Raw genomic sequence first — 19,447 nt, 5'->3', positions numbered from 1 at the left:
GGAGAATCGATTCGGCCCAATCATTCATGGGGCGAATCGGGCAACGGGAAGAAAATCTTCTGCCCGCCCGGGAGTTTGAGAGACGGACGTCATCTCATGGGCCGATCCCGGAGGGCGGTGTGTCCGCATTGGATCCGTACCGAAAAACGCCCGACGCGGGACCGTCATCCCCCGTCAACACGCGTCGCCCTGGCCGGAATCCGACGGTCCGCACGGATCGGGACGCGCGACGGGCGGCGCGCACCCCCGAGGGGGTCCGCGCCGCCCGGCGTGCCGCGGAGAGGGTCAGCCCTTCAGCGCGGCGGTGATCGCGGTGGTGAAGTCCGCCACGGTCATCGGGGCGTTCTTCCCGTCCGAACCGGTCAGCGCCTTGCCGTCCATCTTCAGGGTCGGGGTGCCCTGGACACCGCTCTTGTCGAAGGCGGCGGACATCTTCATCGCCCAGGCGTCGTACGTGCCGTCCTTGACGTTCTTCTGGAAGGCGGCGTTGCCCTTCAGCGCGTCCACCGTGTCGGCGACCTTGATCAGGTACGAGTCGTCCTTGAACTTGTCGTCGGTCTCCTGCGGGTGGTACTTCGCCGAGTAGAGCGCGAACTTGTAGTCGAGGAAGGCCTGCGGGCTCACGTCGAGCGCCGCACCCAGGGCGCTCAGCGCGTTCTTCGAGCCCTCGCCGTTGTCGCTGTTGTCGATGAACGTGGCACCGATGTACTTGACCTTGTACTTGCCGGCGTCCACGTCCTTGTGGACGGTGTCGCCGACGGTCTGCTCGAAGGAGGCGCAGATCGGGCAGCGGGAGTCCTCGTACAGCTCCAGGGTCTTCTTGGCGGAGTCCTTGCCGATCACGACGGTCGTGCCGTTCTCGCCCGTGGTGTTCTTCGGGGCGGTGACGCTGCCGGACTTGGCCGCGTCCTCCCAGTGGCCCGGCTTGTTCATCTGCATGACGCCGTACGCCACGCCGCCGGCGACGGCGAGGGCCGCGACGACCGAGACGCCGACGACGACCTGGCGGCGGGCCTTGTCCTTCTTGGCCTGGCGCTCGCGCTCGACGCGCATCCGCTCGCGGGCGGCGGACTTGTTGGCCTGGCTGTTGCGCTTGCTCATGGTGAGGTCTCCGTGGGTGCGGGTGGTGCGTGATCAGGGACGTACGTGCTCAGGCGGTGACGCCGGCCGAGTACGGCGGTCCCCTCCGTCCCACGGAGTGCACGAGGAGCCGGGTGCGGAGCGACGGGTGCGGGCCGCGGCCGAGGGCCCGGACCCGCGGGCGCACGGAGCGGCCGGCCGTCCCGGCGACGGCCACCGCGATCAGCAGCGGCCGGAACGCCATCAGGGCGAACGCGCCCAGCGCACCGGCCAGGGCCCGCTCGCCGCGGTGCAGCCAGGCGGCCGCGAGCAGCCCGACCGCCACATGCGCGGCCAGCAGCAGCCACGGCACCAGGGGGCCCGGCGAGGCCAGCAGCGCGGCGGCGCCGTGGCCGCCCGCGGTCACCGAGGCCAGCGGGGTGCTCATGTCACCGACGCCGCCGAGGCCCGTCGCGGCCGGTCCGACGTCGCCGCCGCCGCAGAGCACGTCGACGCCCACCGAACGCAGCGGCCCCGCTATCGGGCCGCCGGCCGCCCCGTAACAGACGTGCTGGCCGGTGGTGAAGACGGTGTCGGCGGCCAGCTCCAGCGGGACCAGCAGCCCGGCGATGGCCCCGAAGCCGCGCTCCCGGCCCGCCAGCGCGAACGCCGTCACGAAGACCGCGCCGGCCAGCACCGCGACCAGGGTCAGCGGCAGCGGGACCCGGGAGAGCAGCACATGGGAGGCAGCCGAGAGCGTCACGACGAGCGCTGTGAAGAGCGCCGCGCGCACGAGTCTGAGCTGCGTCCCGGATATGTCCATCGCCCTGGAGTGTCGCATGCGAACCTGTAAGCGAACGCTAAAGGGGGCCCCGGCCCGTGGGAAGGCCCACGGGGCCGGGTGCCGGAGGAGGCGTCCGGGGGCTCAGAGCCCGGGGATGCGCCCGTTGCGGAAGAGGTCCACGAAGATCTGGTGGTCCGCCCGCGCCCGCGCCCCGTAGGAGTGGGCGAAATCGACCAGCAGCTCGCCGAAGCCCTCCTCGTCGGCCGCGACGGCCGCGTCGATCGCCCGCTCCGTCGAGTACGGCACGAGCGAGTGGCCGCTCTCGTCGTCCGCCGCCGCGTGCATCGTCGCCGTCGCCCGGCCGAGGTCGGCGACGACCGCCGCGATCTCGTCGGGCTCGTCGATGTCGGACCAGTCCAGGTCCACCGCGTACGGCGAGACCTCGGCGACCAGCTGGCCGGCCCCGTCCAGCTCGGTCCAGCCCAGCCACGGGTCGGCGTGGGCCTGGAGGGCGCGCTGCGAGATCACCGTGCGGTGCCCCTCGTGCTGGAAGTACCCCCGCACCGCCGGGTCCGTGACGTGCCGCGAGACGGCCGGGGTCTGCGCCTGCTTGAGGTAGATCACCACATCGTTCTCCAGGGCGTCGCTGTTGCCCTCCAGAAGGATGTTGTACGAGGGCAGGCCGGCCGAGCCGATGCCGATCCCGCGCCGCCCCACGACGTCCTTGACCCGGTAGGAGTCCGGGCGGGTCAGGCTGGACTCCGGCAGCGTCTCCAGATAGCCGTCGAAGGCGGCGAGCACTTTGTAGCGCGTGGCCGCGTCCAGGTCGATCGCGCCGCCGCCCTCCGTGAACCGGCGCTCGTACTCCCGGATCTCGGTCATCGAGTCCAGCAGCGAGAACCGGGTCAGCGAACGGGCGGCGCGCAGGGCGCCCAGCAGCGGGCCCTCGGCGGTGTCCAGCGTGAACGGCGGCACCTCGGTGCTCTTCGCGCCCGTCGCCAGCGCGTGGATCCGCTCCCGGTAGGCCGCCGCGTACACCCGGACCAGGCCGCTGATCTGCTCGTCGCCCAGCGCCTTCGCGTACCCGATCAGGGCGACCGAGGCGGCGAACCGCTTGAGGTCCCAGGTGAAGGGGCCGACGTAGGCCTCGTCGAAGTCGTTCACATTGAAGATCAGCCGGCCGTTGGCGTCCATGTAGGTGCCGAAGTTCTCCGCGTGCAGATCGCCGTGGATCCACACCCGGCCGGTGCGCTCGTCCAGATACGGGCCGCCGTGCCGCTCGCGCGCCAGGTCGTGGTAGAAGAGGCAGGCCGTGCCCCGGTAGAACGCGAAGGCGGAGCCGGCCATCTTGCGGAACTTCACCCGGAACGCGGCCGGGTCGGCCGCCAGCAGCTCCCCGAACGCCGTGTCGAAGACCTCAAGGATCTGCTCCCCGCGCGACGCTGCGCCGGTCTGCGTGTCCGACATCTCTGGGTGCCTCCTGGTACCGGGCCTGCATGACGAAGTACATGACAAAAGGGACGGGTGTCCCCGCCCTTCCAACGCGCGACCGTATCGCGGAGTGCCCGTCACTCGTGACCCGGGAGACGTAGACTTCCACGCTGTCCCCCCAGCCCGTGATCCCGTGTTCCCCCGGAGGCACAGCGCCGTGACCAAGCCGCCTTTCACGCACCTTCACGTCCACACCCAGTACTCGCTGCTGGACGGTGCCGCGCGGCTCAAGGACATGTTCGAGGCGTGCAACGAGATGGGCATGTCCCATATCGCCATGACCGACCACGGCAACCTGCACGGGGCGTACGACTTCTTCCACTCCGCGCAGAAGGCGGGTGTGACGCCGATCATCGGCATCGAGGCGTACGTCGCGCCCGAGTCGCGCAAGCACAAGCGCAAGATCCTCTGGGGCCAGCCGCACCAGAAGCGCGACGACATCTCCGGTTCCGGCGGTTACACCCACAAGACGATCTGGGCGGCGAACAACACCGGGCTGCACAACCTCTTCAAGCTGTCCTCCGACGCCTACGCCGAGGGCTGGCTCCAGAAGTGGCCGCGCATGGACAAGGAGACCATCGCGCAGTGGTCCGAGGGCCTGATCGCCTCCACCGGCTGCCCCTCCGGCGAGGTGCAGACCCGGCTGCGGCTCGGGCAGTTCGACGAGGCCGTCCAGGCCGCCTCCGACTACAAGGACATCTTCGGCCAGGACCGGTACTTCCTGGAGCTGATGGACCACGGCATCGAGATCGAGCGCCGGGTCCGCGACGGGCTGCTGGAGATCGGCAAGAAGCTGAACATCCCGCCGCTGGTGACGAACGACTCGCACTACACCTACGCCAGCGAGGCGACCGCGCACGACGCGCTGCTCTGCATCCAGACCGGCAAGAACCTCTCCGACCCCGACCGCTTCCGCTTCGACGGCACCGGCTACTACCTCAAGACGACGGACGAGATGTACGCCGTCGACTCCTCGGACGCCTGGCAGCAGGGGTGCGCCAACACCCTGCTGGTCGCGCAGCAGATCGACACCACCGGGATGTTCGAGAAGCGCGACCTGATGCCGAAGTTCGAGATCCCGGAGGGCTTCACCGAGGTCACCTGGTTCCAGGAGGAGGTCCGGGTGGGCATGGCCCGCCGCTACCCGGGCGGAGTCCCCGAGGACCGGCAGAAGCAGGTCGAGTACGAGATGGACATCATCATCCAGATGGGGTTCCCGGGGTACTTCCTCGTCGTCGCCGACTTCATCATGTGGGCCAAGAACAACGGCATCGCGGTCGGCCCCGGCCGAGGCTCCGCGGCCGGTTCGATCGTGGCGTACGCCATGGGCATCACCGACCTCGACCCGATCCAGCACGGGCTGATCTTCGAGCGCTTCCTCAACCCGGAGCGCGTCTCCATGCCCGACGTCGACATCGACTTCGACGAACGCCGGCGCGTGGAGGTCATCCGGTACGTCACCGAGAAGTACGGCGCCGACAAGGTCGCCATGATCGGCACCTACGGCAAGATCAAGGCCAAGAACGCCATCAAGGACTCCGCCCGCGTCCTCGGCTACCCCTACGCGATGGGCGACCGGCTCACCAAGGCCATGCCCGCCGACGTCCTCGGCAAGGGCATCGACCTCAGCGGCATCACCGACCCCAAGCACCCGCGCTACAGCGAGGCGGGCGAGATCCGGGGGATGTACGAGAACGAGCCGGACGTCCAGAAGGTCATCGACACCGCGAAGGGCGTCGAGGGTCTGGTCCGGCAGATGGGCGTGCACGCCGCCGGCGTGATCATGTCCAGCGAACCGATCGTCGACCACGCCCCGGTCTGGGTGCGGCACACCGACGGCGTCACCATCACGCAGTGGGACTACCCGCAGTGCGAGTCGCTCGGCCTGCTGAAGATGGACTTCCTCGGGCTGCGCAACCTGACGATCATGGACGACGCCATCAAGATGGTGAAGGCCAACAAGGGCATCGACCTGGAGATGCTCGCCCTGCCGCTGGACGACCCCAAGACCTACGAACTGCTCTGCCGCGGCGACACGCTCGGGGTGTTCCAGTTCGACGGCGGGCCGATGCGCTCCCTGCTCCGCCAGATGCAGCCCGACAACTTCGAGGACATCTCCGCCGTCTCGGCCCTCTACCGGCCGGGCCCGATGGGCATGAACTCGCACACGAACTACGCCGAGCGCAAGAACGGCCGCCAGGAGATCACCCCGATCCACCCGGAGCTGGAGGAGCCCCTCAAGGAGGTCCTCGGCCTCACCTACGGCCTGATCGTGTACCAGGAGCAGGTGCAGAAGGCCGCCCAGATCGTCGCCGGCTACTCGCTCGGCGAGGCCGACATCCTGCGCCGCGTGATGGGCAAGAAGAAGCCCGAGGAGCTGGCGAAGAACTTCGTCCTCTTCGAGGCGGGCGCCAAGAAGAACGGCTTCTCGGACGAGGCGATCAAGGCGCTCTGGGACGTGCTGGTGCCGTTCGCCGGCTACGCCTTCAACAAGGCGCACTCCTCCGCGTACGGGCTGGTCACCTACTGGACCGCGTACCTCAAGGCGAACTACCCCGCCGAGTACATGGCGGCGCTGCTCACCTCGGTCAAGGACGACAAGGACAAGTCCGCGGTCTACCTCAACGAGTGCCGGCGCATGGGCATCAAGGTGCTCCCGCCGAACGTCAACGAGTCGGAGTCCAACTTCGCCGCCCAGGGCGACGACGTCATCCTCTTCGGTCTGACGGCCGTCCGGAACGTCGGCCAGAACGTCGTGGACTCGATCATCCGGTGCCGCAAGGCGAAGGGGAAGTACAGCACCTTCCCGGACTTCCTGGACAAGGTCGAGGCGGTCGTCTGCAACAAGCGGACCGTGGAATCGCTCATCAAGGCCGGTGCCTTCGACGAGATGGGCCACACCCGCAAGGGCCTCGTCGCCCACCACGAGTCCATGATCGACAACGTGGTGCAGGTCAAGCGCAAGGAGGCCGAGGGACAGTTCGACCTCTTCGGCGGCGGCGACGAGGGCAGCGACGAGCCGGCCTTCGGGCTCGACGTGGAGTTCTCCGACATCGAGTGGGATAAGTCCTATCTGCTGGCCCAGGAGCGCGAGATGCTCGGGCTCTACGTCTCCGACCACCCGCTCTTCGGCATCGAGCACGTGCTGAGCGACAAGGCCGACGCCGCGATCGCCCAGCTCATGGGCGGCGAGCACAGCGACGGCGCGATCGTCACCGTGGGCGGCATCATCTCCGGCCTCCAGCGCAAGATGACCAAGCAGGGCAACGCCTGGGCCATCGCCACCGTCGAGGACCTGGCCGGCTCGATCGAGTGCATGTTCTTCCCCGCCACCTACCAGCTGGTCTCCACCCAGCTCGTCGAGGACACCGTCGTCTTCGTCAAGGGCCGGCTCGACAAGCGCGAGGACGTCCCCCGGCTCGTCGCCATGGAGATGCAGGTCCCGGACCTGTCCTCGGCGGGGACCAACGCCCCGGTCGTCCTGACCATCCCCACGGTCAAGATCACCCCGCCCATGGTCAGCCGGCTCGGCGAGGTGCTCAGCAACCACCGGGGCAACACCGAGGTCCGGATCAAGCTCCAGGGCCCCCGCAAGACCACCGTGCTCCGGCTCGACCGCCACCGGGTGCAGCCCGACCCGGCGCTCTTCGGCGACCTGAAGGTGCTCCTCGGCCCGTCCTGCCTGGCCGGCTGAGCCGCCGCCCGCACCCGCACGCACGGGAGGGGCGCCCCGCGACAGCGGGTGCGCCCCTCCCGGCTACCGGCCTGTGGCCGTACCGGAGAAGTCCGGTCAGTTGTGGCCGAAGCGCCGCTGATGCTTACGCGCAACATCGGCAGGGCTGCCCTGGGCCTGCGCCTGGGCCTGGTTCTGCGACTCGAAGGAGCTGGAACGCGCGTCCTGCGCGCCCTGCTCCGACTCGGACGCGCGAACCTGCTGTCCGCCCTGCTTGCGGTTCTTGTTCTTGGCCATGGTGTTCCTCCTGTGGGGACTCTCGGGGCCAGGACCGCTGTCAGATTCACATAATCGGATATACATCGCATGTTGGATCATTACCGTGCGTAGCGAGGGGGTATCATGCGCCCTTTTCACGATCCGCCACGCCGATGATCCAGTTCCGGCCGTTAACCTCCGCGTGGTCGGGCAGACTCGAAGGAAACCCTGAGTGAGCGGCCCGCCCCTTCCCCCACGAGGCGGATCCGCCGGGTCCGTTCCCGAATTCCTGGAAGAGGGTGGAACGCGTGGACCGTTGCGTCGTCCTGGTGGACGCCGGCTACCTGCTGGGCGCGGCCGCGAGCCTGCTGGCCGGGGAGCCCGCCCGTTCCCGCATCACGGTCGACCACGCCGCCCTGATCCAGGGGCTGCGCGAGCGGGCCGAGGCCGACACCGCCCAGCCGCTCCTGCGGATCTACTGGTTCGACGGCGCCCCCGACCGCGTACCCCAGCCCGAGCACCGCAGACTGCGCGTCATGCCGCGCGTGACCGTGCGGCTGGGCGCCCTCACCCGCAGCGACGGGCGGTGGGCGCAGAAGGGCGTCGACGCGGCCATGCACGCCGAGCTGACCGAACTGGCCCGGAACCGGGCCTGCTCCGACGTCGTCCTGGTCACCGGCGACGGCGACCTGCTGCCCGGACTGATGTCCGCCAAGGAGCACGGCGTCGCCGTCCACCTCTGGGCCGTCCAGGCCGCCGACGGCGACTACAACCAGTCCGAGGACCTGGTCGCCGAGGCCGACGAACGCCGCGTCCTGGACCGTGCCTGGATCACCCGGGCCGTCCGCGCCAAGGAGACCGGCGGCGGCTGCGCGCCCCCGCCCGTGCCGCGCCCCGAGATCGCCGCGATCCTCTCCGCCCCGCTGCCCGAGGCCGCCCTCGCCGCCTCCGCCGAACGGGCCTCCGAGGCACGGGCGGAGGCCGCCGCCCCCGGCGGGCGCACCACCCCGGCCGGCCCGGCCCCCGCCCCCGCCCCGCAGACCCACGGCGGCCGGGGCGTCCCCACCCCCAAGGACCTGGCCGGCACCCTGCGCGGCCCGGCCCCCCAGCCCGCCGCCCCGCACCCCGTCGCCGCCCCGTCCGGAGCCACCCTGCGGTGGTCCTCCGACCGGGGCTGGGTGGAGCGCGGCGGCCCGGTCGGCGAGCCGCCCGAGACCGCGTCCCTGCCCACGCTCGCGCAGCTCACCAGCGCCGAGCAGCGCTGGGCGGACCGCGAGGAGGACATCACCACGGTCGGCGGCGACCCCTTCGAGGTGGGGCAGGTCTTCGCCCGCCGCTGGATGGAACGGCTGCCCGAAGCCGTCCACATCGCGAAGCTGTCGGCGCTCTACCCGCGCATCCCGCACCGCATCGACGGCGAACTGCTCCGGTACGCGGCCCGCTTCGGACTCCTCGCCCACAAGGACGACCAGATCGACGAGCACGACCGCTACGCGATCCGGGCCGGATTCTGGCGCGAGATCGACATCACCACCGAACCGGAGCACGCCCCCGCAGGCGAGCGGCAGGCCCCGGCCGCCGCCCAGCCCGAGCGTGCGGTGTCCTCCGGCGACTGAGCGTGCCGGCGAGCCCCGTGCCCGGGTCCGGCGGGGGCTCGCCCGGACGCTCCGAGACCGCATCGGTATCCGCACCGCTCAACCCCGTCGGCGTCCCGTGCGTCGATGTCCGATTGGTGCGGCCCCGGGCGTCATGCGGCGCTCCCGACCCCGTACCCTCGTACCTCGTGAGTACGGGCACAGCACAGGCGCAGACGGCGGACGGCACCGTGTGCGCGGTGCGGGATCTGGTCAAGACCTACCCCGCGGCCCGGGGCCGGCGCGGGACGCCCGCCACCCCCGAGGTACGGGCGACCGACGGCATCAGCCTGGACGTCCGGCGCGGTGAGATCTTCGGACTGCTCGGCCCCAACGGCGCCGGAAAGTCCACCCTCGTGCGCCAGCTCACCGGACTCATGCGGCCCGACGCGGGCTCCATCCACATTCTCGGCCACGATCTGGTGCGCCACCCCGACCGGGCCTCCCGGCTCATCGGCTACCTCGGCCAGGAGTCGACCGCGCTCGACGAGCTGACGGTCGGGCTCGCCGCCGAGACCACCGGCCGGCTCCGCGGACTGCCCGTGCGAGAGGCCCGCGCCGAACGCGACGCCGTCCTCGCCGAACTCGGCCTCACCGACCTCGCCGCCCGCCCGCTGAAGAAGCTCTCCGGCGGGCAGCGCAGGCTCGCGTGCGTGGCCGCCGCGCTGGTCGGGGAGCGGCCGGTGCTGATCCTCGACGAGCCGACGACCGGGATGGACCCCGTCGCCCGGCGCGCCGTCTGGGCCGCCGTCGACCGGCGGCGCGCGGAGCGCGGAGCGACGGTGGTGCTGGTCACCCACAACGTCATCGAGGCGGAGACCGTGCTCGACCGGGTCGCCGTGGTCGAACGCGGCCGGGTCATCGCCTGCGACACCCCGGCCGGACTCAAGGAACGCGTCGCCGGGGAGGTGCGGGTGGAGCTGGTGTGGCGGGAACGGGCGCCGCTGGACGTGCCCGAGGTCGCCGCCCTGCGGGCCTCGGCCCAGGAGTCCGGGCGGCGCTGGGTGCTGCGGCTCGGACCCGACGAGGCACGGGCCGCGGTCGCCGCGGTGACCGGCGGCGCGGCCTTCGCCGCCCTCGACGACTTCACCCTGGCGACCCCCAGCCTGGAGGATGTCTATCTCGCGCTCGGCGGGGGAGCGACGCAGGGACTGGTGAAGGCGTGAACGCGATCAGTGCGGTGGCCGGGGCCACCGGGACCTCCGGGACGGACGGGGCGGACGGGACGGGCCCCGTGCCCGGAGCCGGGCCCGCGCCGCTGGCGCCCCGGGCCCGGCTGTTCCCCTCCCTCGCCGCGGTCTACCGCGCGCAGCTCAGCCGGGCCCGGGTGGCCCGGATCCCGCTGCTCTTCGTGGCGACCTTCCAGTCCGTCGGGATCATGGTCCTGATGCGCGGAGTCGTGGACGGCGGGGCCGAGGCGCGCGCGGTGGTGGCCGGATCCAGCGTCCTGGTCGTCGCCTTCGTCGCGCTGAACCTGCTCGCCCAGTACTTCGGGCAGCTGCGGGCGGCCGGCGGGCTCGACCACTACGCGACGCTGCCGGTGCCGCCCGCGGCCGTGGTGCTCGGAGCGGCCGGCGCGTACGCCTCCTTCACCGTGCCCGGCACGGTGGTGACGGCCGTGGCCGGAAGTGTGCTGTTCGGGCTGCCGATGGCCCATCTCTGGGTGCTCGTCGCCGTCGTCCCGCTCTCCGGGGCGGCGCTCTCCGGGCTCGGGGCCGCGCTCGGGCTGCTCGCCCCGCGCCAGGAACTGGCCACGCTGCTCGGCCAGCTCGGCATGTCCGCGGCGCTGCTGCTGGGCGTCCTGCCGGCCGACCGGCTGCCGGGGCCGGTGGGCTGGGCCCGGGACCTGCTGCCCTCCACGTACGGGGTCGAGGCGCTCTCCCGCTCGTTCGACGCCCGGCCCGACTGGGCGGTCGTCGCCCTCGACCTCGGGGTCTGCGCGGCCGTGGGCGTCCTCTCGCTGGCCGTGGCGGCCTGGGCGTACCGCAGGGCGTCGGTCCGGTGAGGCGGCGGACAGGGGCGCCTGGCACGATGGCACGGTGACCGCACCTCTGACGCCGCCGCACCAGCCCTCGCCCCACGACCCGTGGCAGAAGCCGCCGGAAGGGGACGGCCGTACGGGGTCCCATCCCTGGGTCCCGGACACGGACGACGACGGGGCGCTCCGTACCGATCTGCGGCGCGCGGCGGTCGTCGCGGGCATCGTGACCGTCGCCGGGATCCTCCTCGGACTGCTCTGGCTCGGGCTGGCGCCGCGCGTTCCGCTGGTCTCCGACGACAGCGCGGTCTTCCTCAGCGACAGCGAGGGCGAGGAGGCGATCGGGGCCGACGGCACGTTCGCGCTGCTGGGCCTGGCCTTCGGGGCGGTCTCCGCGGGGCTCGTCTTCTGGTTCCACCGGCGCGGCGGGATCCCGCTCGTCGCCGGGCTCGCCGTGGGCGGGGTGCTCGGGTCGCTGCTGGCCTGGCAGCTCGGTACGCGGCTCGGGCCGACGGACGACGTGGTCGCGCACGCGCGCGAGGTCGGCAAGGGCGTGATCTTCGACGCGCCGCTGGAGCTGCATGCGAAGGGGGCGCTGCTGGCGTGGTCGCTGGCGGCGATGGCGGTGCATCTGGGGCTGACGGCGTTGTTCGGGCCCCGGGATCCGGAGCCGTGGGGGGTGTACGGGGTGCCGGGGGCGCCGGAGGCGCCGGTCGGGGGGCCGGGGGCGGTTGGTGGGCCCGGGGCGTCCGGTTCGCCCGGTGCGCCTGTGCCGCCCGCGGCGTCCGATGGTGACGGGCCGTCCGGGGCCGCTGGACCGGCTGCCGCGGGGTGAGCGTGGGGCGGGGTGCGGGGGGTGCCGCTGCGCGGGGCCTTTCCCCTCCCCGCCCCTTCCCGTAACCGGGGGCGCTGCCCCCGGGCCCCCGGTCCTCAAACGCCGGACGGGCTGGATTGTGCCGGGGTGGGAGCGAGGGTGGGGTTCCGGGCCGGAGTCGCGCGCGCTCCGAGAGCGCGTGGGTTCCCGGTCGGGGTCGTGTGCGTTCTAGGCGCGGCCGATCGGGGCGAACGTTGCCGAGGTCAGGGTGGCCAGGTCGGCGGGGGAGAGTTCGACCTCCAGGCCGCGGCGGCCGGCGGAGACGCAGATGGTGGAGTGGGCTCGGGCGGAGGCGTCGAGGACGGTGGGGAGGCGTTTGCGCTGGCCCAGGGGGGAGATGCCGCCGCGGACGTAGCCGGTGGTGCGTTCGGCGGCGGCGGGGTCGGCCATGGTGGCGCGCTTGCCGCCGACGGCGGAGGCGAGGGCCTTCAGGTCGAGGGAGCCGGCCACGGGGACGACGGCGACGGTCAGCCGGCCGTCGACGTCGGCGACGAGGGTCTTGAAGACGCGGTCGGGGGAGACCCCGAGGGCCTCGGCGGCCTCCTCGCCGTAGGAGGCGGACGCCGGGTCGTGCTCGTACGCGTGCACGGTGAAGGCGGTGCCCGCGGCGGTCAGCGCCACCGTGGCGGGGGTGCCGCCGGACTGGGTCTGCTTCTTCGGCTTCTTCGCCACGGGACGGAGGCTCCGGTCGCTCAGTTGGGGTGGGTCGGGGCGCGGGTCAGGTCCACCGCGGGCAGCGAGGGAAGGTGCCGGATGACGGCGGTCTCGGAGCGCAGCAGGGACAGCTCCTCGCGGAGCCGGGTCGCGGTGTCCGGGGCCTGGAGGAGCCGCTGCTTCGCGGGGATGTCCAGGACCGCGGCGGCGGCGACCAGGTACGAGACGACGGACGGCTCGTCGGGGAGGTCCGCCCCCGTGGTCAGGGAACGCTCGTTCGCGCCCGCCAGCCGCTTCTGGTAGCCCCGGAAGGCCCGCAGGACCCCGTCGGCGAGCGCGTCCGCGCCCTCGCCCGGGTCCTCCTCCAGCTCTTCGAGCTCCGCCGTGAGGTACGGGCCGCTCGCGTCCACGGAGAGCAGCCGCACCCGGCTGGTGCCGGTCGCCAGCACCTCGAAGCTGCCGTCCGAGCGCTCCCGGATCTTCGCCGCGTCGGCGACGCAGCCGACCCGGTGGAAGCTCTGGACCGGATCGGGGCCGAAACCGTCGGCCGGGCCGCGTTCGGCCGGGAGCGTCACGGCGTCCGGCATGCCGGCCCCCGTCGGGGCGGTCTCGCGGCCGTCGCGGATGGCGACCACGGCGAAACGGCGCGGTTCGTCCTCGTCGGTCTTCAGCAGCTCGCGCATCATGGCGCGATAGCGCTCCTCGAAGACGTTCAGCGGCAGCACGAGGCCCGGGAACAGCACCGCGTTCAGCGGGAACAGGGGCAGGCGAGCGGTGGTCACAGCGGTCAAGCGTAATGGCCGCGCGGCCGGCCCCGGTCGCCGGACGGCCTCCTGGCGGCCGCCCGCCGCCGCGCCGTGTCCCGCGCGTCGAGGAACACCCCCAGCGGATCGGCCGAGACCGTCGCCCACGGGAACGACGACGCATGCGGCCCGATCCGCTCGAACTGCTCCCGCGCCTCGGCCCAGCGACCCCGCGCGACCAGCACGTACGCCAGCAGATTGCGGACCTCGGCGGGCCACGGGTCGCCCGGCGCGAAGGACGCGGACAGCGCGATCGCCAGATCGCAGGCCGCGTCGGTCCGGTCCAGTTGCACCGAGGTGGTCGAGGCGCCCGGGGCGTCGGCCAGCAGGGCGAAGGCGGCCCGCAGCGGCAGCGCCTGCACCAGGGAACTGGGCAGCGCGTCCTCGGCCGCCCGCTCCGCGAAGTCGAAGCACTCGCGGTGCGAGCCGTACCAGGCGGCGGAGAGGTACTGAAGGGCCGCGACATGGCAGCCGTAGTGGTGGGTGGAGCGCTGGACGGCCTGTTCCCACAGCGCCTCGAACGTGGTGTGCGTGGCCTGGGTCCCCCGGGCGTGGTCCAGCGCCAGCCGCCAGGGCACCGGATCGCGCGGATCGCCCTGCGCCGCCGCCGTGATCACCGGCCCGACCGCGCGCAGCTGCTCGGCGCGGGCCGGCGAGTCCCAGGCCCGCTCCACGGCGAGCTGCGCCTTGACCAGGGTGGCGTCGGGATCGTGCGGGGCCGCGGCCAGCCAGGACCGCAGCCAGCCGTCCCGGTTCCTGGCGAAGGCCACCAGCCGGTTGAGATAGCGGTCCCGCAGCTCCCACTCCGCCGCGTCCCGGGTGGTCGCCAGCAGTTTGGCCGCCGGTTCGTACTCCCCGAGGGCGGCGGCCACCAGGGCGGGCGACAGCCGCTCGTCGGGGGCGTCGAGCATCACCGCATGGTCCGCCGGCCAGCCGGCGGGCAGCTCCGGCACGGGCCGGATCATGCGCGCGGTGCGGAGCAGAGCACGGAGGAAAGACATGGTGCAGACCATTGAAAAGCGCTGGTCGGGACGGCGCCAGAGGGGTGCTGTGAAGCTTTGGTGCCGAGTGGGAGGGTTGCCCCGCCCATGGCCAAGAAAGAGTAAAGGAATGGGGTCGATTTTGGCTTGATCCGGCCGCTCCGGGGGTGCGGCGCCGCCCGCCGGGCCGCGGCCGCGGCCCGGAGCGCGTACGGAAACGGGCCCGGCGGAGTCAGCCGCGCCGCAGCAGACGGGTGGCCCCGGCCGCGACCGTGGTGGCCAGTATCCAGCCCAGCAGGACGAGCACGGCCGCCAGCCACTGCCAGCCGCCCTCCATCCGCCAGTAGCCGTCCTGGCCGAGATTGATCACCGGCACCAGCAGGTCCAGCGCGTACAGCGACGCGTTCCACTCCGGATGCTCGTCCTGTTTGATCGCGGCCGGTTCGTACCGCGAGAAGACCAGCGCGCCCGCCGCCCACAGCACCGCCATCCACAGCGCGGCCCGCCCCGGCCGGTAGCCGTACGCCACCGTCCAGTCCTGGAGGAAGCCCCAGAGCTTCGCGGCGGGCGGCAGCGTCTCCCGGCGCCGCCGCTGCTTGGCCAGCAGCACCTCGCGGGCGTCCGAGTCCTCCCCGCTCGACCGCAGCACCGTCGCCAGCCGCTCGTACGGCTCCGGCGCGTACTCCGGGGTCGCCGCCGCCACCCACTCCAGACGCCGGGCGAGCGGGAAATGGCCGTACGGCACCAGGTTCTCGTAGACGAAGCCGCCCATCGCCAGCCCGCCGGGCCCCGGCCAGCTGCTCGACACGTCGATCAGCGTGACGACCTTCGCCCCGTTGAGCACCACCCGGCCGCGCGCGGGCCGCTCCGGGTTGAAGCGCAGCTCGGGGACGGCGATCCGGCGCAGCGACAGCTCCTCGCGGTCCGCCAGCCGGAACACCGCCTTGTGCAGGTCGACCGCGTCGCCGAACCGCCCGTCGTCCAGCCGCACCCCGCCCCGGCAGCGGAAGACCTGCGGCCGGGTGCCGTGCGCCGGGGTGGGGGACGAGGAGATGCCGAACGGCGGGGTGGTGCCCAGGTTCCCCGTGTCCACGCTCACCCAGGCCTCGCTCATGTACAGCGTCCGCTCCACGCTCAGCTGCGGGGCGTTGAGCGCGCGCCGGCCCTGCGCCGCCCGCAGCCGGCTGCCCCGCAGGCTCAGCGAGCCGCCCACCTTCGCCCCGCGCAGGCTCAGCTCCCCGAGCGTCTCGACCATCTCCGCCTGGAGGTCCTGGCCCACCGAGAGCCCGTCGCCCAGCAGCGCCCGCCCCTGCCGGTCCGGGCCGATGTCGATCTGGTTGAGCAGCAGATCCGTGCCGATCTGCGCGTCCGTGAGCCGGATCCCGCGCTCCACCCGGCACCGGGGCAGATGCAGATCGCCCTCGGTGCGCAGCCGCGCCGCCTCCAGCCGGGGCATCGCGCACCCCACGATCCGCAGGGTCGTGAAATGGCATTCGGGCAGCAGGACCTCCTCGTCGAACCGGCAGCCCGTCATCTCCACATACGGATCGACCCGGCCGCCGGCCAGATCCAGCCGCCCCGTGATCCGCAGCCCCCGCAGCTTCAGCGCAGCGACCCGGCCGGGCCGCGGACGCGGCCCGCTCAGCAGCAGCCGCGCCACGACCCGGGCCTCCACGCTGCGCTCGACGCCCCAGCCCTGCGGGGCGAACGGATCGTCGCGCACCGTGTCGCGGGCGCGCAGGTCGTAGGTGGTCCCGGTCCGGAAGGACTGCCACATGCCCAGCTCGGCAGCGCTGAGGTCGTCCGGGAAATCCCCGTCGTGCGGTTCGGTCACCGACGCCCCTCTCGTTCGGAGCCGCCGGCCGGCGGGGGACGGGGTCCCTCCGGTTCCGGTCGGCCGTAATCCCGTTATTCCCTCTGAGTGACTGTGTGAACGCTCATAGTCAGCCGTGACGGCCGGGGCATGTATCAGCCAGTGATACGGGCGTCCGGCCGTCGGAGCCGGTCTGCGAGAATTGCGGTGTGATCTCTCGAATCGATCTGCGCGGCGATGCCCTCCCCGAGGGCGGCGCCCTGCGCGACCTGCTGCCCCGTGCCGAGTTCGACGTGGAAGCCGCCCTGGAGACGGTGCGGCCGATCTGTGACGACGTACGCCATCGAGGCTCCGCGGCAGTGATCGACTGGGGGGAGAAGTTCGACGGCGTGCGGCTGGAAGCGATCCGGGTCCCCGCGGACGCGATCGCCGCCGCCCTGGACGGGCTGGACCCCGCCGTCCGCGCCGCCCTGGAGGAGTCGATCCGCCGCGCCCGCCTCGTCCACCGCGAGCAGCGCCGCACCACGCACACCACCCAGGTCGTCCCCGGCGGCACCGTCACCGAGAAGTGGGTCCCGGTCGAGCGCGTCGGGCTGTACGTGCCGGGCGGCCGCTCGGTCTACCCGTCCTCCGTGGTGATGAACGTGGTGCCCGCCCAGGAGGCCGGCGTCGAGGGCGTCGCCATCGCCTCCCCGCCGCAGAAGGAGTTCGGCGGACTGCCGCACCCCACGATCCTGGCCGCCTGCGCCCTGCTCGGGGTGGACGAGGTCCACGCCGCCGGCGGTGCCCAGGCCGTCGCGATGTTCGCGTACGGCACCGAGGACTGCCTGCCCGTCAACCTCGTCACCGGCCCCGGCAACATCTACGTCGCCGCCGCCAAGCGCCTCCTCAAGGGCCGCATCGGCATCGACGCCGAGGCCGGGCCGACCGAGATCGCGATCCTCGCGGACTCCACCGCCGATCCGGTGCACGTCGCCGCCGACCTGATCAGCCAGGCCGAGCACGACCCGATGGCCGCCGCCGTCCTGGTCACCGACTCCGAGGAGCTGGCCGCCGCCACCGAGGCCGAGCTGGTCCCGCAGGTCGCCGCGACCAAGCACGTCACCGACCGCATCGAGCCCGCCCTGGCCGGCCGCCAGTCGGCGATCGTCCTCGTCAACGACCTGGAGGACGGCCTCAAGGTCGTCGACGCGTACGCCGCCGAGCACCTGGAGATCCAGACGGAGAACGCCGCGGCCGTCGCCGACCGCGTCCGCAACGCCGGAGCGGTCTTCGTCGGCCCCTGGTCGCCCGTCTCGCTCGGCGACTACTGCGCCGGCTCCAACCACGTCCTGCCCACCGGCGGCTGCGCCTGCCACTCCTCGGGCCTGTCCGTGCAGTCCTTCCTGCGCGGCATCCACATCGTCGACTACACGCGCGACGCCCTGGCCGAGGTCACCCACCATGTGGTGACCCTCGCCGAGGCGGAGGACCTCCCCGCCCACGGCGCCGCGCTCAAGGCCAGGTTCGGGTGGAAGGTTCCCCAGCAGTGACGAACAGCAACGCCGGCGGTCCCACGGCCAACCCGTGGGACGCCCTGCCGATCCGCGACGAACTGCGCGGCCAGTCCCCGTACGGGGCGCCCCAGCTCGACGTCCCCGTACGGCTGAACACCAACGAGAACCCGTACCCGCTCCCCGACGCCCTCGTCGACCGGATCGCCGAACGGGTCCGCGAGGCCGCCCGCGACCTCAACCGCTACCCCGACCGCAACGCCGTCGAGCTCCGCACCGAGCTGGCCCGCTACCTCACCCGCACCGCCGGGCACCGGGTCGGCGCCGCCAACGTCTGGGCGGCCAACGGCTCCAACGAGGTCCTCCAGCAACTGCTGCAGACCTTCGGCGGCCCCGGACGCACCGCGATCGGCTTCGAGCCCTCGTACTCCATGCACGCCCTCATCGCCCGCGGCACCGGCACCGGCTGGATCTCCGGACCGCGCAACGCGGACTTCACCATCGACGTGGACGCCGCCCGCGCGGTCATCGCCGAGCGCCGCCCCGACGTCGTCTTCATCACCTCCCCCAACAACCCCACCGGCACCGCCGTCGACGCGGACACCGTCCTCGCGCTGTACGAGGCCGCGCAGGCCGCCAAGCCGTCGATGGTCGTCGTGGACGAGGCGTACGGCGAGTTCAGCCACCACCCCTCGCTGCTGCCGCTGATCGAGGGCCGCCCCCACCTGGTGCTCTCGCGCACCATGTCGAAGGCGTTCGGCGCCGCCGGGCTCCGTCTCGGCTACCTCGCCGCCGACCCCGCCGTGGTCGACGCGGTGCAGCTGGTCCGGCTGCCGTACCACCTGTCCTCCGTCACCCAGGCCACCGCGCTCGCCGCCCTGGAGCACACCGATACGCTCCTCGGGTACGTCGCGCAGCTCAAGAGCGAGCGCGACCGGATCGTCACCGCACTGCGGGCCCTCGGCTTCGACGTCACCGATTCGGACGCCAACTTCGTCCAGTTCGGCCGCTTCGCCGACAGCCACACCGCGTGGCGGCAGATCCTCGACCGGGGCGTCCTGGTCCGGGACAACGGCGTACCGGGATGGCTGCGGGTCTCCGCGGGGACCCCGGAGGAGAACGACGCGTTCCTCGACGCGGTTCGCACGCTAGACACTGAGAACGCCAAGAAGGAGCACGACGCATGAGCGCCCGCGTAGGCCGCGTGGAACGCACCACGAAGGAAACGTCGGTGCTGGTCGAGATCAACCTCGACGGCACCGGAAAGGTCGATGTCGCGACCGGGGTCGGCTTCTACGACCACATGCTCGACCAGCTCGGCCGGCACGGTCTGTTCGACCTCACGGTCAAGACCGACGGCGATCTGCACATCGACTCGCACCACACCATCGAGGACACCGCGCTCGCCCTGGGCGCCGCCTTCAAGCAGGCCCTCGGCGACAAGGTCGGCATCTACCGCTTCGGCAACTGCACCGTCCCGCTGGACGAGTCGCTCGCCCAGGTCACCGTCGACCTCTCCGGCCGCCCCTACCTGGTGCACACCGAGCCGGAGAACATGGCGCCGATGATCGGCGCCTACGACACGACGATGACCCGGCACATCCTGGAGTCCTTCGTCGCCCAGGCGCAGATCGCCCTGCACGTCCACGTCCCGTACGGGCGCAACGCGCACCACATCGTCGAGTGCCAGTTCAAGGCGCTCGCCCGCGCCCTGCGGTACGCCAGCGAGCACGACCCGCGCGCCGCCGGCATCCTCCCCTCCACGAAGGGCGCGCTGTGACCGGCCTCAACACCGTCCTGATCGTGGTCGGTCTCTTCCTGGCCGGGGGCGTCTACTCCTTCGCCAAGCAGGGCATGCCCAAGGGCGTCGTCGTGCTGCTCGGGCTGGCCTCCGTGATGTGCCTGGTCGCGGGCGTCATGCGGATCCAGGGACTCTGGGACTGAGGGGCGCGC

The 19,447-nt window shown here is 72.3% G+C and carries 17 protein-coding genes; 9 read left to right on the top strand and 8 right to left on the bottom strand.

What is annotated here, in order from left to right; genetic code table 11:
- Positions 1 to 285 precede the first annotated feature (285 nt).
- The 3 genes from ACZ4FH_RS12345 to ACZ4FH_RS12335 form a co-directional block, all read right to left on the bottom strand.
- Positions 286 to 1,101 (bottom strand): DsbA family protein, encoded by an 816-nt coding sequence (locus ACZ4FH_RS12345; protein WP_467304214.1) that lies wholly within the window; start codon positions 1,099 to 1,101, stop codon positions 286 to 288.
- A 49-nt stretch (positions 1,102 to 1,150) separates the two neighbouring features.
- The gene (locus ACZ4FH_RS12340) at positions 1,151 to 1,882 is read right to left on the bottom strand and encodes a hypothetical protein (RefSeq protein ID WP_467304213.1); all 732 of its coding nucleotides are present in this window, start codon (positions 1,880 to 1,882) and stop codon (positions 1,151 to 1,153) included.
- Between the two features lie 102 nt (positions 1,883 to 1,984).
- A complete protein-coding gene (locus tag ACZ4FH_RS12335; protein ID WP_467304212.1) occupies positions 1,985 to 3,310 on the bottom strand; it encodes a DUF2252 domain-containing protein in 1,326 nt (441 codons plus the stop codon).
- A 181-nt stretch (positions 3,311 to 3,491) separates the two neighbouring features.
- On the opposite strand from ACZ4FH_RS12335, the gene dnaE reads away from it, so the two are divergent.
- Positions 3,492 to 7,028 (top strand): DNA polymerase III subunit alpha, encoded by a 3,537-nt coding sequence (gene dnaE, locus ACZ4FH_RS12330; RefSeq protein ID WP_467304211.1) that lies wholly within the window; start codon positions 3,492 to 3,494, stop codon positions 7,026 to 7,028.
- 96 nt (positions 7,029 to 7,124) lie between these two features.
- Here dnaE and ACZ4FH_RS12325 read toward each other — a convergent pair whose 3' ends face one another.
- On the bottom strand, positions 7,125 to 7,304 hold the full coding sequence (locus ACZ4FH_RS12325) for a hypothetical protein (RefSeq protein ID WP_467304210.1): 180 nt from the start codon (positions 7,302 to 7,304) through the stop codon (positions 7,125 to 7,127).
- 260 nt (positions 7,305 to 7,564) lie between these two features.
- Between ACZ4FH_RS12325 and ACZ4FH_RS12320 the strand changes: the two genes are divergently transcribed.
- From ACZ4FH_RS12320 to ACZ4FH_RS12305, 4 genes are all read left to right on the top strand, one after another.
- Positions 7,565 to 8,881: an NYN domain-containing protein gene (locus tag ACZ4FH_RS12320; RefSeq protein ID WP_467304209.1), complete on the top strand. Its 1,317-nt coding sequence runs from the start codon at positions 7,565 to 7,567 to the stop codon at positions 8,879 to 8,881.
- A 209-nt stretch (positions 8,882 to 9,090) separates the two neighbouring features.
- Entirely contained in the window at positions 9,091 to 10,065 is a 975-nt protein-coding gene (locus ACZ4FH_RS12315) for an ABC transporter ATP-binding protein (RefSeq protein WP_467304449.1), read from the top strand.
- 68 nt (positions 10,066 to 10,133) lie between these two features.
- On the top strand, positions 10,134 to 10,904 hold the full coding sequence (locus ACZ4FH_RS12310; protein ID WP_385111555.1) for an ABC transporter permease: 771 nt from the start codon (positions 10,134 to 10,136) through the stop codon (positions 10,902 to 10,904).
- A 34-nt stretch (positions 10,905 to 10,938) separates the two neighbouring features.
- Complete coding sequence (locus ACZ4FH_RS12305) at positions 10,939 to 11,712, top strand: ABC transporter permease (RefSeq protein WP_467304208.1); 774 nt, start codon at positions 10,939 to 10,941, stop codon at positions 11,710 to 11,712.
- Between the two features lie 207 nt (positions 11,713 to 11,919).
- On the opposite strand, the gene ybaK is transcribed toward ACZ4FH_RS12305, so the two are convergent.
- The 4 genes from ybaK to ACZ4FH_RS12285 all read right to left on the bottom strand — a co-directional run bounded on the left by ybaK (position 11,920) and on the right by ACZ4FH_RS12285 (position 16,022).
- Positions 11,920 to 12,423, bottom strand: coding sequence for a Cys-tRNA(Pro) deacylase (ybaK, locus tag ACZ4FH_RS12300; protein ID WP_467304207.1), 504 nt, complete (start codon positions 12,421 to 12,423; stop codon positions 11,920 to 11,922).
- A gap of 20 nt (positions 12,424 to 12,443) precedes the next feature.
- Positions 12,444 to 13,187 (bottom strand): LON peptidase substrate-binding domain-containing protein, encoded by a 744-nt coding sequence (locus tag ACZ4FH_RS12295; RefSeq protein WP_383643577.1) that lies wholly within the window; start codon positions 13,185 to 13,187, stop codon positions 12,444 to 12,446.
- Between the two features lie 5 nt (positions 13,188 to 13,192).
- Positions 13,193 to 14,221 (bottom strand): hypothetical protein, encoded by a 1,029-nt coding sequence (locus tag ACZ4FH_RS12290; protein WP_467304206.1) that lies wholly within the window; start codon positions 14,219 to 14,221, stop codon positions 13,193 to 13,195.
- Positions 14,222 to 14,420: 199 nt separating this feature from the next.
- Positions 14,421 to 16,022 carry an oxidoreductase gene (locus ACZ4FH_RS12285; RefSeq protein WP_467304205.1) on the bottom strand — a complete coding sequence of 534 codons (1,602 nt, stop codon included), beginning with the start codon at positions 16,020 to 16,022 and terminating at the stop codon, positions 14,421 to 14,423.
- Positions 16,023 to 16,210: 188 nt separating this feature from the next.
- Between ACZ4FH_RS12285 and hisD the strand changes: the two genes are divergently transcribed.
- Genes hisD through ACZ4FH_RS12265 form a run of 4 tightly spaced genes read left to right on the top strand, consistent with a single transcriptional unit; the run spans position 16,211 to position 19,438 of the window.
- The gene (hisD, locus tag ACZ4FH_RS12280) at positions 16,211 to 17,533 is read left to right on the top strand and encodes a histidinol dehydrogenase (protein ID WP_467304203.1); all 1,323 of its coding nucleotides are present in this window, start codon (positions 16,211 to 16,213) and stop codon (positions 17,531 to 17,533) included.
- Positions 17,530 to 18,681: a histidinol-phosphate transaminase gene (locus ACZ4FH_RS12275; RefSeq protein ID WP_467304201.1), complete on the top strand. Its 1,152-nt coding sequence runs from the start codon at positions 17,530 to 17,532 to the stop codon at positions 18,679 to 18,681. Before hisD ends, ACZ4FH_RS12275 begins: the two co-directional genes overlap by 4 nt.
- The gene (hisB, locus tag ACZ4FH_RS12270; RefSeq protein WP_467304200.1) at positions 18,678 to 19,274 is read left to right on the top strand and encodes an imidazoleglycerol-phosphate dehydratase HisB; all 597 of its coding nucleotides are present in this window, start codon (positions 18,678 to 18,680) and stop codon (positions 19,272 to 19,274) included. Before ACZ4FH_RS12275 ends, hisB begins: the two co-directional genes overlap by 4 nt.
- Positions 19,271 to 19,438, top strand: a complete 168-nt coding sequence (locus ACZ4FH_RS12265) for a hypothetical protein (protein ID WP_383643595.1) — start codon at positions 19,271 to 19,273, stop codon at positions 19,436 to 19,438. Before hisB ends, ACZ4FH_RS12265 begins: the two co-directional genes overlap by 4 nt.
- Positions 19,439 to 19,447 lie beyond the last annotated feature (9 nt).

This window comes from Streptomyces sp. NPDC024555, assembly GCF_055559335.1.
This window is presented reverse-complemented; position numbering and strand designations above follow the sequence as displayed.

Excerpts from the sequence above, each read along its gene's own strand:
- ACZ4FH_RS12345 (WP_467304214.1), bottom strand. The coding sequence starts at position 1,101 with ATGAGCAAGCGCAACAGCCAGGCCAACAAGTCCGCCGCCCGCGAGCGG.
- ACZ4FH_RS12340 (WP_467304213.1), bottom strand. The coding sequence starts at position 1,882 with ATGGACATATCCGGGACGCAGCTCAGACTCGTGCGCGCGGCGCTCTTC.
- ACZ4FH_RS12335 (WP_467304212.1), bottom strand. The coding sequence starts at position 3,310 with ATGTCGGACACGCAGACCGGCGCAGCGTCGCGCGGGGAGCAGATCCTT.
- ACZ4FH_RS12325 (WP_467304210.1), bottom strand. The coding sequence starts at position 7,304 with ATGGCCAAGAACAAGAACCGCAAGCAGGGCGGACAGCAGGTTCGCGCG.
- ACZ4FH_RS12290 (WP_467304206.1), bottom strand. The coding sequence starts at position 14,221 with ATGGTCTGCACCATGTCTTTCCTCCGTGCTCTGCTCCGCACCGCGCGC.
- hisB (WP_467304200.1), top strand. The coding sequence starts at position 18,678 with ATGAGCGCCCGCGTAGGCCGCGTGGAACGCACCACGAAGGAAACGTCG.